This is a genomic window from Thermodesulfobium sp., from assembly GCF_053498235.1.
The window spans coordinates 1-12,760 of sequence record NZ_JBRCUV010000050.1; the positions used below are offsets into that span (position 1 = coordinate 1).

Consider the following 12,760-nt stretch of genomic DNA (forward strand, 5'->3'; position numbering starts at 1 on the left):
ACTCAATAGTACCCTGAGCATATCACAGCGAAAAGTTCTTCATAGTACCCTGAGCATCCTGCTCGGGGCGTATTGCTTTAAAGTTTTTTAAAAGCTACCAAGCAGGATGCTTGGCTTACTATAAGTACCCTGGGCATCTCGCTCGCGAAGAAAAAACTACCTCAACAAGGATTTTTTGGCACGGAGTTTTATGAATAATTAAAACCTTTTTCCCTCCACTATCATAAATATGCTCATACTGGTTCCCAAAAAAAACAATATTAAAAGTATAATGTTAATAAATGGCTTTTTCTTTTTCATCTTTCCTCCCAGGTTCTAAATATGGTTAGCATCTCTCATTACGATATACCTTTGAGGTTTTAAAAGTTTTATAATAAAATTAAAGTTTTTTAATATTTGTTTAATGCTAATATAAAGCATAGGTGTTTAGATCTACTTTTAGTTGTAGGATTCTTATTCTAGTAGTTTGGATTTCAAGTTTAATTTGTTTTTAATATTTGTCGTATTAAAATTAATTAAAAATTCTTATAAATTGGTGGTGTTTATGGAAAAAGAGTGTAGAATTCTTGTGGTTGAAGATGAATATAATCTTGCAAGATACCTGCAATTAGAGCTTGAACATGAGGGGTATCTGGTAGACACTGCTGATAACGGTTATGAGGCAATAGGTTTGTTTTCGGAAAAGGATTTTGACTTAGTTTTATTGGATTTAATGATTCCTGGCATTGACGGATTTGAAGTTTGTAAGAGAATGAAAACACAAAAAGACGTTGCAATAATTATTTTGACTGCAAGAGATGCTGTGAAGGACAAGGTCAAAGGGCTTGATTTGGGTGCCGATGATTACGTAACCAAACCGTTTGTAATTGAAGAGTTAATAGCAAGAATAAGGGCAAGATTAAGGAAGGGGTCAAAGGACCTAGAACAGATAGTTGTTGGGGACTTAGTAATATCACCTCAGACTAGAGAAGTAAAAAGGGCAGACAAGTTAGTAAATCTTTCAAAAAAGGAGTTTGACTTACTTAAGTATTTAGCTGAAAATGTGGGGAAGGTGCTAAATAGGGATACCATTCTAAACCACGTTTGGGGTTATGACTACTATGGCAGCGAGAACGTTGTAGACGTTTATATCAGATATCTTAGGGCAAAAATAGACGATCCCTTTGAGAATAAAATTTTGCATACTGTAAGAGGAGTGGGATACGCCTTAAAGATAGACTCAAATGAAAAGACTTAAGGATTATATTGATAGCTCAATAGGGATAAGGCTTACATTATATTACTGTGCAATACTTTTGACAACGTTAGTCTTATGTGGGTTGGTTGTAATTTTTGGCATGAATTTTGCCCTCACAAAGGAGGCCAACTCGAAAATGAATTTGGCCATTTCAAATATCCAAAATTCTCTAGAAACTGAGGGGAAGACTAGTTTAAACGACCCGGAATTGGTAGATCAGGCCGGAAGCTTAGAGCTTTGGGTTGAGATTTATAAAGATGGCGAATTGATAAGCAAATCCCCAAATTTAGGAAATATCAATTTGCCCTATTATAACGGTCCCGTAAAGTCTATTTTGTTAAAAGGTCAAGAAGTCTTGATCTCTGGCAAGGATATTGGAGACGGTGTTTTTGTAGAGGTGGCACATCCCTTAAAAAGAGAAAAGCACTTTCTTGCAGTTTTATCCGGACTTTTGATCTTTCTAATGATGGGAGCTACTTTGTTTGCAATGGTAAGCGGATATATAAGCGTAACGAACACTTTAAAACCCCTTGCAACTTTGACTAGGAAAGTAAAGGAAATAAACACTGGTAAGCTAGATGAGAGGATACCTCTATCTGGGCCTAAGGATGAACTATACCTATTGGCTCAGGCTTTTAACGAAATGCTTGAAAGGCTTGAGAAGGGGTTTAGAAGCCAACAGGAATTTGTGGCTGCTGCTTCACACGATTTGAGAACTCCTCTTGCAGTAATAAAGAGCTATACCGATCTCTTAAAGAGATGGGGAAAAGACGATAAAAAAATACTTGAGGAGTCAATTCAGACTATTTCAGGTGCTACTCAAAGAATGGAAAGACTTGTAAATGATCTACTGTTTCTGGCAAGGGTAGAATCAAAGCCCAGATTAAACTTTGTGAAATTAAATATAAGAGAACTTATTGAAGAGATTGCTAAGGAGGCTCAGGCCCTTTCACAAAATATAAGCGTTACTTTTACATCATGCGATCTCTTTGTTAATGCTGATGAAGATTATCTTAGAAGGGCACTGTGGGCTTTAGTTGATAACGCCATAAAATACAATAAAGAAAACGGGGAAGTGAAAATAATTTCAAGACAAGAAGGTAATTTTGCTGTGATAGATATAATAGATACTGGAATAGGGATAAAAGAGGAGGCTTTGCCCAGGTTATTTGAAAAATTCTATAGGGTAGATTCATCCCGACAAAGTGCTGGATTTGGTTTGGGTCTTGCGCTTTCAAAAGAAATAATTCTATTACACCAAGGAAGTATAAAAGTAACTAGTAAATACAAAGAAGGTAGTACCTTTTCCGTTTATTTGCCGATTTATCCTCCTGCTATTAAAGGGAAGAACGCTAGCCGTTGACCATCCTTAATAAGGTATTCTTTATCTTTTAGCGTTCTGTCCACAAAAATATTCGCTATATCTTCTTCGGGCAGTTCTAAAAGCTTTATCACATCAGCTACTTTTGACCCTTCTGGTACTTCCATCTCAAATTCGCTCGCGCCCTGATAAGCTAGAGCGCGAGCTTTCAGACCTGCATAGAGAGCTACTGTGATTTTTGGCATTATTTCCAAATGGAATCTAATTCAGAATCGGCCATATCCCAAACCATATTGTGAGGGGGAACTGGCTCAAGCTTCATAAATTCAGGTGGTCTATCGTCATTAGATGTGAAGCCTGCAGATAGATTAAACTGATGTTCCATATTTAATATATTTAATCCTATATTGTAAGCGTCAGAGGTGGTCCAATTTGCGCCCGTTACTGCGTTGCACGCCTCTACCATTCCTTCAAAACCGCTGGGGATATCAAGTATAGCAAAGGCTGTAAACACACAGCATCCTGTGGAGTCTATAAAGCATGTTGTGGCCTGGAAGTCTTTTGACAACTTAACCTTGCCCTCGTTTGTATGTGGATCGAATTTGCCACCAACGCCAAGAATTTCTGGAGCAATTGAATATCCTGCTGTGTGGTCTGCACCCATTGGAGTAGTGATATACGTTACTCCAATACCCTTAACTACCCTTGGTTCATAAGCTGGCATGCCTTGATTCTTTACCGCAGGCACTCGCCTGACGCCAAAGACCTTTCCTACTGTACCACATCCAGATCCAATAATCTTTCCAAGTGGGCTGCCCTTTCTTACCTCTTCAAGAAGCGCTATAGCTCCCTTTGCATCTCCAAAAGGTAGCAAGCCTCCTTCCATTGCTACTGCGACTGCATCTCCAAATTCTATCGTGTCAAGGCCAATATCGTTGCACATGGAATTCATCTGCGCTATTGCGTCAAGGTCATCTATTCCGCAATTTGCGCCAATTGCCCAAAGCGTTTCGTATTCAACTGAAGTATGTGAATTCCCTTGTGCGTCTGGGTATATTACGCTACAACCTATCACACATCCCGGGTGGCACCTGTGTCCCATCATTCCTGCCTTAGGATTCTTGGCTGCTGCTTCTGCCATAGCTTCGCCAGATATCTTTTTTGCGCCCTCAAATGTCCCGCTTGAGAAGTTCCTTGTAGGGAGTGCTCCTGCTTCATTCATGATGTTGACTAACACAGCAGTACCATATGTATTTAGGGCACCTCCTGGTTTAGTTACTGCGTGTTCCTGGAGAGCAGAAAGGAGTTTTTTCCTGCCAGTTTCAAAGAGTTCATGATTTAAGATGTTAGCTTGTCCTGTTACTGCTTCGACGACTATTGCCTTTAATCCCTTGGATGCAAACACGGCGCCCACCCCGCCTCTTCCTGCATATCTGGCTGGCCTATTTTCAACGTCATTAAAGGCTACTCCTGTTCCAGCCAAAAGGTGTTCGGCTGCTGGACCCACAGAAGCAATTCCCACATCTTTGCCATATTTTGAGGCCAATTTTTCACTTAACTCATACAACCCCATAAATTTGTACTCGGTTGCATCAACCAATTCTACCTTTTCTTTGCCGACTGTTAATAGATACCTAGACTCTTTGTTCTTTGGCTGACCCTCAATGATGATGGCACTGTAACCCATTCTTTTGAGATATTGGCTAACTTTTGTTCCTGCGTTTGCCTCTTTTATGCCGCCTGTCAATGGCGACTTGGTGCCCACAGAAATCCTTCCTGAGGATGGAGCCGTAGTACCACTCAGAATACCAGGTGCTATTACTACTTTGTTTAAAGGACCCAGTGGGTGACAAGTGGCTGGCACTTCATCTGCTACAACAGAAGACGTTAGCCATCTACCTCCCATTTGTTCGTATTTCTTTGGTACATCTTCGACCTTTACTGAAAGGTCTGACATGTTAACGCGAATCCATTTCATTAAAATCCCCCCTTTAGGGATAGTTTTTTAAACAGTTAATTTATTATAACACGTTTAAAAGCAAATAGGTTAAGTTTAGGTTTTTATTTGCATTATGATCTGTCAATGTATAAAAGGGAATCATGAGCCCATTTTATGCTTTCATAAATGATTATTTCAATTTTATTTGGATTTATTCCTAATCCTTCAGCAATTTTTTTCATCTCTAGCCACTTAGCGTTTTCAATTGCAAGTCTTAAATTAAATAGATCAGTAAATATACCACGTCCTAGAAGCGATGTCCTTACATCTTCTGTAACGGGGATTTCTTTTACGAATTCTTCCATAGAAATATCAGTCATTGCAGGAGCTAGAGAAAAGAGACCAACCAGAAATGCCTCCTGAGACCTTTCGTAAAGGCCTACGTAATTAGCTGTTAATTCCATGAACCTTGCTCTTTCAGACGCACGATATACTATTTCTTCAGGCTTGCCTTCATTTAATTTTCCAAGAATAACGAGGGTTAGCCATCTGACAAACTCCTGTTGCCCTAGTATTACTAATGCTTGTCTTATAGAATTTATAGAGGTTTTAAAACTAAAAAAGGCAGAATTGATGAATTTTAGAAGCTTTATTGTTAGGTATGGATCCCTTTTTATCTTTTCTTCGATCTTTGAGAAGTCAAAGTCTTTTTGTCTTACATCTTGAAGTATACTTAAAATAACTGCTTTTTGTGGAGATAACTCCTTTCTTGCTATTATCTCGGGTTGAATAAAGAAGTCGCCTTCAAAGAGATCGAATCCAGAATTTACAGCCTTATTAAATATATCCTTTTCACCAACTTCAACTAGAAGTTTACCCCCTTTAAAGAGTTCTGGAATCTGTGTCCAGTCTCCTTGAAAGTTTGATGCGCAAATCTTTATGTAATCGAAGTCCTTCACATTGTCAAGTTCTAAAGTGCTAGAAATATTTGCGCAGAGCATTATCCCCTGGTTTTTCAGATTTTTAAATACTTCTTTGTTAGAAATTTGAGATGGATTAACAATAAAAACAGCTCTCTTAGGTGGGATCATATCCCTTAGATTGTCAAATTCAAATATCTCAGAAGGTACGTTCAAAAAAAGAATTTTTTCTTTGCTTAAAACGTCTAATCCGATAGAATTAAGGCATCCCTCAAGGCATGACATAAATGAGCCTTCATAATAACCCTTTATTTCATATCCAAAAAGCACAAGATCCTTTTTGAAAATTGGAATTCTGGTTATAAACGACATTTTGCCCCCGTTGATTTTTTTATTTGATAATTATAATTATAATACAATAATTGGGATTTTAAGTTGGAAGATATTATAACTTTGTTTTTTTGTGTATAACAGAATACCGTTAAGGTAAGTCATTGTTAAGGAAGACGCAGCTTCTATAAATTTTGTCATAGTTTCTTCAACATTTTCTCGGGGGTCTGCGCTATCAAAATTAGAAAGGTGGGCGTTATCGTAGATTTCTATGCTGGCGAAGTTGTTTTTTATTGTCATCAAAACTCTTAATTCAAAATTTTTACTCTTATCTTGCTTTGACGCTTCAATTATTCCCTTAGTAATAATAGAATAAATTGATAATATAAGATCCTTAAAAATTCCTTTATCCTTTGGATAAACTTTAATTTCATCTTCTAAGAAGAGATCGTATTTAATTTTTCTGTTTTGCCAGATTGGGACGTACATCTCAGTGCAGCTTTTAAGAACACTAGCAACATCACTGCCGTCATTAAACTTCGTTGATTTCAAGTCTTTGAATTTAGCTATGCTTTGATGAATTGAATCAAAGTACTTGTTGCACTCTTCAAAATGTTTTAATAGATCTTTTTCAAAGATATCTTCATCTTTTAATCTATTTTGAACCTTATTGATTATTTGATAGATATTTTCTAAATTAGATTCTACGTTTTCGCAGATAAAATCTGTAGAAAATTTCAAGGCTTCGTAACCAGTGCGAATCAAACTAGTTCTTTCTGACATTAATTTTTTTTCGCACTCCAGGCTTACTAACGATTGTAGGTTTTCTTTAAACTTATTGTTTTCTCTTTCTTTTTCAAATAGCTTTCTCAAAGACATATTTTTTTCCGTTTGATCTTCAATAATGCAAAGAACAAACTTTGTTTTGTCGCTTATTTGTAAAGAACAATTCATTAAAACGTCTTTTGTTTTTGAATTTTTACACCTTATGTGAGTTGAATATGTACCAAAGCTCCTAGTGCTGATCTCTTTAGAAATAATTGTTAACTTTTGACCTTCTACAGGAAATAACTCAAAGAGATACTTGTCCTTAAGCTCTTCGCTACAAAAACCCGTAAGTTTTAGAAAAGCTTTGTTAAAATCAAGTATTTTAAGGCTTTCTGGATCAAAGGTAAGCATTATGGAAGGATTTTTTCTGATAAGTTCTTTATATAAATCCTTATGTTCTGTTTCAAAGTCTTCGTCGCTCTCAATCTGAAACGTTACGCCGGATAATCTGATTACTCCGTCTTTCTTTGTAAACCTTGCCTTGGCAGCGCTGATTAATTCCCTTTTTTCTTGTGAGGTTTCAATGGTATATCTAATTTCTTTAATCCCGTCACCTTCAAATGAATTTATAAACCTGATTAGGGTCTGGCTAACAGATTTATCCAAGAACTTTTCAAGAGATTCAAGCGTGTCTATCTTGGCTCCCTTATCAATTGAGTGTAATTTTTTCCATTTACATGATGCGTGAAATCTTTTTGATTTGTAGTTGTAATTGAAAAAGGCACATGGAGTTTTTGAGGATATCAGTTCAATTTCTTGCTCTTGATTTAAAATTTGCTCTCTTTTTGTAATGATATCGCTAATATCTGTAATTACAGCGAAAATACCAAAAATTGATGAATTTTCAAGTTTTAGATAATTCCATCTTACCCATAAATTTACTATTTCTCCATTTGATTTCAAGCCTCGCATTGGAATTGAGTGAGGACTTTTCCCTTTTTTAACAATATTTTTAAATAGTGTTTGTGCGTAAGCTCTATCTTCTTCTGGAAGCAACTCATACCAATATTTTCCAATAAGGCTAGAGGCTTCATAACCAAACATGCTTTTGTGGGTTTCGTTGCAGAAGAAAAGTTTACCTTCAAGATCTATTACTTCTACGCAGTTAGGGGAAAGGTTTAATAGATGTAGGTACCACTCGCTATCCTTCTCGATAAGCTTTAGTATATTGCTTTTAATAATGTTTGAATCGAATTGTTCCAGTTTTTCTAAATACTCTCCTTCAATATGTTTTAATCATAGACGCAAAGGATATTATACTACATAATTTTTTATTTAGGTAAACTTGTATACTATTGAAAGAAGAGCAGCAACTAGTATAGAATGTTATAGTCTAAAAAAATCACTAACTTTTGTCGATCTAATTATTAGATTCGTATTAAAAATTGTCGATCTTAAAAAGGAGGTGGTGCAGTGGTTAGAGGAATAGAGTCAGCTGCAAGAGGAATGATTGCGCTCTCTGATAAACTTGATACCGTAGTCAACAATCTTGCAAACCTTTCAACTCCAGGTTTTAAACGATTAATACAGGATATTTCAGAAAGTAACAATCAACCCATAAATAGATTATTTTTGCAGACAGACAAAAATGAAACGCCATTTATGGGCTATTTGGGGAGTGGAGCAAAGATTTCTACTCAAGCACTAGACCTTTCTTCTGGGGGTCTAGAACACACTTCAGGGAAGCTTGATGTAGCGATTACGCTTAATAATAATGCCTTTTTTCAGGTACAGACCCCTAATGGCATTAGATATACAAGGGCTGGGAATTTTACGTTAAACAACAACGATGAACTGGTTACTCAGGATGGTTTTCCTGTTTTATCGAACGCTAATGCTCCTATTACTATAGATGGTCAAAATGTAGTTATATCTTCTGATGGTTCAATACAAGTTGATGGGCAACAAACCGATACACTTGGGATAGTGTCTCTTGATAATCCCTCTTTAATAGTTCCCCAAGGTTCAAACCTTTTTAATTATTTAGGACAAGCAACAAACACTTCTAATTTCAAGGTACTTCAAGGGTATTTAGAGACTTCTAACGTAAATACTGTGAGGGAGATGGCTGATATGATTGCTTTGGAAAGGGCATATGAGAGTGGTCAAAAGGCAATTGTTACTGAAGATAACGAAACTGGGCAGATGTTAAGTCAACTTAGAATTTAAAAGTAAAGATTAATTTTGGGCTGGACCGCATGTCGGGGGCCCTTAAAATGGGAGGTTGTAATGAGAGCTCTTTGGACAGCAGCGTCTGGTATGATTAGCCAGACTACTAATGTCGATGTTATCACTAACAATTTGGCCAACGTTAACACCACAGGTTTTAAAGACGCAAGAGCAGAATTTGAAGATCTTATGTATCAGGAGGTTAGACCAGCTGGTGCAACCAGCGCATCGGGCAACATGCTTCCTACAGGCTTAGAGATCGGTTTAGGTTCAAGACCTGTAGCTACTGTCAGGATTTTTACAGAAGGTCCACTCCAGCAGACTGGTAACCAGCTAGATCTTGCAATACAAGGAGACGGTTTCTTTCAAGTAACATTGCCTGATGGCTCTACCGCTTATACTAGAGCTGGTAACTTTTCATTGGATTCTGCAGGAGAAATAGTAACTCCAGAAGGCTATTTGCTTCAGCCCACTATTGTAGTTCCGACAAATGCTGTTTCTATAAGTGTTGGGAAGGACGGCTCTGTTTCGGCTAAGATGCAAGATGGGACAGTTCAAGATTTAGGGACGATTCAACTTGCAAGGTTTATAAATCCGTCAGGATTAACCTCGCTTGGTTCTAACCTGTATCAAAGTACACCTGCTTCTGGAGATGCCATACTTGGAACCCCTGGTACTCAGGGTCTTGGTTGGGTTGAGCAGGGTATGTTGGAAATGAGCAACGTACAGGTTGTGGAAGAGATGGTAAACCTGATTACAGCAGAAAGGGCTTACGAGTCATGTGCAAAAGGGATGACGGTTTGCGATCAGATGCTTAGTGACGCAAATAACGTCAAACAACTCCCCTAATTTTGGCCGTTAAAATGTTTAAGCTTTTAGTAAGATATCTAATATTTACTCTAATCTTTATATTGTTAAACTTAAGTTATAAAGCTATTGCAAGTAATCCCGACTCTTTAGTCCTTTTGGCTGTGAAGGACGCTCTTACCTTTCAACCATCAAAGATAGCAATAGAACCGATCTATACTCTTCCAGATTTAGACTATACAAAAGCAATGAATATGGGCGCCATTCATTCTGGAGTTAACAGGTTTGTATTATTTTATAACCAAGATGGGGAAACAAAATTCCTTGAAGCCGACTATTTAGTTAGAATATGGTTAGACGTTTATGTTGCAAAAATTCCGCTCAAAGCTGGCAGTATAATAAATATCAAAGATAACGTCGTAAAGGAGGAAAGGGAGCTTTCAACTCTACCAAAGGATTTTGCTATAGACGACAATATAAACGGTTCTACTGTTAACGCAAGCATTTCGATGGGGCAGGTAATAAGGCTGGGTTTAATTTCAAAACGAATTGATGTAAGATTAGGACAAAGGGTGATGGTAGTAGGTAAAGTGGGTAATGCTACATTTTCTTTGCCAGCTGTGGCTCTTAACTCAGGTTCAATCGGTGATAGTATAAAGGTTAGATGTACTACAAATAATAAGGTTTTCACTGGTAAAATTATATCCTCAAATGAGGTTCAAGCGGGTGATTAAAATGAAAAAAATCTTTTTGCTTTTTTTAGCTTTTATTTGTATGACTTCGGTTTCCTATGCTTCAGATGTATTTAAACCAGATCCAGCTTATGTAAATATTTATTCTGATGTCAAGGCACATGCAGTGGGCGATACTGTTATGGTTTTGTTATCTGAAAATCTTAACTCTTCGACATCTACCTCGACTAAAAAACAGGGTAGTTATTCCAGCTCGAATAGCAATACCCAGGTGCCATTTGTCAAGAATCCATTTAAAACAAACATGTCAGCATCTGGCAGCGGACAGTATTCCGATCAGGGCTCCAATGGAAGGTCTGCTACTATTACCGGAGATATTGAAGCAAGGGTTGTTGAGGTGCTACCAAGCGGTCTTTTGAGAATAGAGGGTACAAAGAATATTCAGGTCAATAAAGAAAAACAAAGTATTATAATAAGCGGTCTTATAAGGCCTGAAGATATTAGCAATAACAATACTATATATTCATATCAGATATCAGATGCTCAAATTACAATTAAAGGTACCTCTCCTACTGGGGCGAAAGGAATTTTGGGTGCTATAGGGAACTTTTTTAGCAACGTAATAGGTATTGTTTTTCCTTAGGGTGATCTTATGAAAAGTTTATTACTATCAACTCTAATAGCCTTATGTCTTGTAGCTTTTAATATATCCTTTGCCAGTGCCGAGACTAGAATAAAGGATATATGTTATACAGACGGCACGAATTCATTTCAGCTTGTAGGTTACGGATTGGTTGTAGGGCTGAATGGAACGGGAGATTCTGATAAAATTCAATCTACGATCAACTCTTTTGCAAATATGCTCAAAAGATTTGGGGTGAATTTCGATTATTCCCAACTAAAGGCTAAAAATGTAGCTGCAGTAATGGTAACAAGCAATGTATCGACACAAAGCATAGCAGGAGAAAGAACTGATGCAGTAGTATCGAGTATAGGCGATGCAAGTTCTATTGCAGGCGGAACTCTTTTAATGACTCCTATGTTTGGGCCTGATGGCGTGCAATATGGTTTTGCACAGGGTCCTATTTCGGTGGGAGGTGCATATTCAGTTGGAGGTGGAGGTACTAGAACGGTTAAAAACTTTCCGACTGTAGCCAATTTAAATAATGGTTTGGTGTTAATTAAAGATATCCCTGCAATGTTTCGCTCCACTAATGAAGTTAGATTTTTCCTCAGAAAAGCTGATTACACTACTGCTGAGAGAATTGTAAAAGCTATAAATTCTTCATATGGGGATATTGCAAAGGCTGTTGATGCAAAAACGGTAGAGGTTTCTATCCCGAGTGAATTTGCAAACAACAGCGTGGCCTTTATCTCCAGTATAGAGCAGCTCCCGATAAATCCTGATAACAAGGCAACTGTTGTTGTAAACGAAAGGACAGGGACTGTAGTTATCGGAGCAAACGTAACTCTAAAAAGTGCCGTTATTGCTCATGGTAATTTAACAGTTCAGATAAAGACTACCCCAACTGTTTCTCAACCAAATCCGCTTTCAGGTGGGGTTACAACAACTACGCCCAATACTCAAGTTACTACTACAGAGTCTGCAGGTTCTTTGGTTCTTGTAAACGGTACTGTAGACGATCTAGTTAAGGCTTTAAACAGTATAGGAGCAACGCCAAGAGATATAATAGCTATACTTCAAGCCCTTAAGGAAGCTGGCTCTCTTGAGGCAGATCTAATTGTTATGTAGTATTTTGGCTTAAATTAACTTTTTTAAGGTAGGTGATTCTTAACTTTGAATATGAATAAGATAGATGTAAGTAATTTTAGAGATGGACTAAATAAATTGAATCAATCGCAAAAAAATAAAGATATTAATGATAATAAAAAATCTGCCGGTTTACAAAAGGTGGCAGAAGGTTTTGAGTCTCTTTTCATTTATCAGCTTCTTGAAGAGATGAAAAGGACTATTCCAGGAGAGGATTCCTGGAAGCCAGATAAAAGTATAGAATATGATATGTTGTTCCAGAATATTGCTGATACTGTAAGCAAAGGTGGGGGTATTGGAATAGCAAATTACATAAAGGATAAACTTGTTGGAGGTGATGAAAGTGCCGTTGATAAATTGCGCGCGATGCAATCGACTGTTCAATTCTCTGGGTTACGACCTTTGCCCTGAGCACGTTAAAGAAGAGGATGAAATGTTTAGAAAAGTCAATGAATATTTAAGAAAACACCCGAATTCTAGCCCTCAAGAGGTTTCAGAGGGTGCTGGTGTGGATGAGTTTTGGATACTTAGGTTTATAAAACAAGGGAGGATAAAGACAGTAGCGTCTTCTGGTGAAATAGATAAAGAGGCCTTGCTTAGACATAAGCTTGGTAAAGACCTTGAAAAGGTTGCCAAAGAATTAAAGAAAGAGGTTGAGAGAAAAAAGGGATTTCATATCGATGAGGGATTTAAAAAATAAGGTTTTCCTGTCGATAAAATTTATAGCAGAATAGAGGAGGTAATCT

The 12,760-nt window shown here is 37.3% G+C and carries 13 protein-coding genes; 9 read left to right on the forward strand and 4 right to left on the reverse strand.

The features are described 5' to 3' along the window. Positions 1 to 544 precede the first annotated feature (544 nt). Both ACWIUX_RS06915 and ACWIUX_RS06920 read left to right on the forward strand, forming a co-directional pair. Complete coding sequence (locus ACWIUX_RS06915) at positions 545 to 1,237, forward strand: response regulator transcription factor (protein WP_448589996.1); 693 nt, start codon at positions 545 to 547, stop codon at positions 1,235 to 1,237. Then, complete coding sequence (locus tag ACWIUX_RS06920; RefSeq protein ID WP_448589997.1) at positions 1,224 to 2,600, forward strand: ATP-binding protein; 1,377 nt, start codon at positions 1,224 to 1,226, stop codon at positions 2,598 to 2,600. The genes ACWIUX_RS06915 and ACWIUX_RS06920 overlap by 14 nt, the downstream gene beginning before the upstream one ends. Here ACWIUX_RS06920 and ACWIUX_RS06925 read toward each other — a convergent pair. The 4 genes from ACWIUX_RS06925 to ACWIUX_RS06940 form a co-directional block, all read right to left on the reverse strand. After that, entirely contained in the window at positions 2,561 to 2,803 is a 243-nt protein-coding gene (locus ACWIUX_RS06925; RefSeq protein WP_448589998.1) for a MoaD/ThiS family protein, read from the reverse strand. The two genes, ACWIUX_RS06920 and ACWIUX_RS06925, sit on opposite strands and share 40 nt — an antisense overlap. Beyond that, a complete protein-coding gene (locus ACWIUX_RS06930) occupies positions 2,803 to 4,536 on the reverse strand; it encodes an aldehyde ferredoxin oxidoreductase family protein (protein ID WP_448589999.1) in 1,734 nt (577 codons plus the stop codon). The genes ACWIUX_RS06925 and ACWIUX_RS06930 overlap by 1 nt, the downstream gene beginning before the upstream one ends. A 92-nt stretch (positions 4,537 to 4,628) precedes the next feature. Next, the gene (locus tag ACWIUX_RS06935; protein WP_448590000.1) at positions 4,629 to 5,789 is read right to left on the reverse strand and encodes an EAL and HDOD domain-containing protein; all 1,161 of its coding nucleotides are present in this window, start codon (positions 5,787 to 5,789) and stop codon (positions 4,629 to 4,631) included. 36 nt (positions 5,790 to 5,825) lie between these two features. Continuing rightward, positions 5,826 to 7,802: a PAS domain S-box protein gene (locus ACWIUX_RS06940; protein ID WP_448590037.1), complete on the reverse strand. Its 1,977-nt coding sequence runs from the start codon at positions 7,800 to 7,802 to the stop codon at positions 5,826 to 5,828. Positions 7,803 to 7,988: 186 nt separating this feature from the next. On the opposite strand from ACWIUX_RS06940, the gene ACWIUX_RS06945 reads away from it, so the two are divergent. From ACWIUX_RS06945 to ACWIUX_RS06975, 7 genes are read left to right on the forward strand one after another with little or no spacing between them, the layout of a single operon-like run. Next, on the forward strand, positions 7,989 to 8,744 hold the full coding sequence (locus tag ACWIUX_RS06945; RefSeq protein ID WP_448590001.1) for a flagellar hook-basal body protein: 756 nt from the start codon (positions 7,989 to 7,991) through the stop codon (positions 8,742 to 8,744). Positions 8,745 to 8,804: 60 nt separating this feature from the next. Further along, complete coding sequence (gene flgG, locus ACWIUX_RS06950) at positions 8,805 to 9,593, forward strand: flagellar basal-body rod protein FlgG (RefSeq protein ID WP_448590002.1); 789 nt, start codon at positions 8,805 to 8,807, stop codon at positions 9,591 to 9,593. Between the two features lie 14 nt (positions 9,594 to 9,607). Next, complete coding sequence (flgA, locus tag ACWIUX_RS06955) at positions 9,608 to 10,285, forward strand: flagellar basal body P-ring formation chaperone FlgA (RefSeq protein WP_448590003.1); 678 nt, start codon at positions 9,608 to 9,610, stop codon at positions 10,283 to 10,285. A 1-nt stretch (position 10,286) separates the two neighbouring features. Next, positions 10,287 to 10,886 carry a flagellar basal body L-ring protein FlgH gene (locus tag ACWIUX_RS06960; RefSeq protein ID WP_448590004.1) on the forward strand — a complete coding sequence of 200 codons (600 nt, stop codon included), beginning with the start codon at positions 10,287 to 10,289 and terminating at the stop codon, positions 10,884 to 10,886. A gap of 9 nt (positions 10,887 to 10,895) precedes the next feature. Then, positions 10,896 to 11,996 (forward strand): flagellar basal body P-ring protein FlgI, encoded by a 1,101-nt coding sequence (locus ACWIUX_RS06965; RefSeq protein ID WP_448590005.1) that lies wholly within the window; start codon positions 10,896 to 10,898, stop codon positions 11,994 to 11,996. Positions 11,997 to 12,041: 45 nt separating this feature from the next. After that, positions 12,042 to 12,425, forward strand: coding sequence for a hypothetical protein (locus tag ACWIUX_RS06970; protein ID WP_448590006.1), 384 nt, complete (start codon positions 12,042 to 12,044; stop codon positions 12,423 to 12,425). A gap of 22 nt (positions 12,426 to 12,447) precedes the next feature. Further along, positions 12,448 to 12,714, forward strand: coding sequence for a hypothetical protein (locus ACWIUX_RS06975; RefSeq protein ID WP_448590007.1), 267 nt, complete (start codon positions 12,448 to 12,450; stop codon positions 12,712 to 12,714). Positions 12,715 to 12,760 lie beyond the last annotated feature (46 nt).

Excerpts from the sequence above, each read along its gene's own strand:
- flgA (WP_448590003.1), top strand. The coding sequence starts at position 9,608 with ATGTTTAAGCTTTTAGTAAGATATCTAATATTTACTCTAATCTTTATA.
- flgG (WP_448590002.1), top strand. The coding sequence starts at position 8,805 with ATGAGAGCTCTTTGGACAGCAGCGTCTGGTATGATTAGCCAGACTACT.
- ACWIUX_RS06930 (WP_448589999.1), bottom strand. The coding sequence starts at position 4,536 with ATGAAATGGATTCGCGTTAACATGTCAGACCTTTCAGTAAAGGTCGAA.
- ACWIUX_RS06915 (WP_448589996.1), top strand. The coding sequence starts at position 545 with ATGGAAAAAGAGTGTAGAATTCTTGTGGTTGAAGATGAATATAATCTT.
- ACWIUX_RS06925 (WP_448589998.1), bottom strand. The coding sequence starts at position 2,803 with ATGCCAAAAATCACAGTAGCTCTCTATGCAGGTCTGAAAGCTCGCGCT.
- ACWIUX_RS06975 (WP_448590007.1), top strand. The coding sequence starts at position 12,448 with ATGTTTAGAAAAGTCAATGAATATTTAAGAAAACACCCGAATTCTAGC.
- ACWIUX_RS06935 (WP_448590000.1), bottom strand. The coding sequence starts at position 5,789 with ATGTCGTTTATAACCAGAATTCCAATTTTCAAAAAGGATCTTGTGCTT.
- ACWIUX_RS06965 (WP_448590005.1), top strand. The coding sequence starts at position 10,896 with ATGAAAAGTTTATTACTATCAACTCTAATAGCCTTATGTCTTGTAGCT.
- ACWIUX_RS06920 (WP_448589997.1), top strand. The coding sequence starts at position 1,224 with ATGAAAAGACTTAAGGATTATATTGATAGCTCAATAGGGATAAGGCTT.
- ACWIUX_RS06960 (WP_448590004.1), top strand. The coding sequence starts at position 10,287 with ATGAAAAAAATCTTTTTGCTTTTTTTAGCTTTTATTTGTATGACTTCG.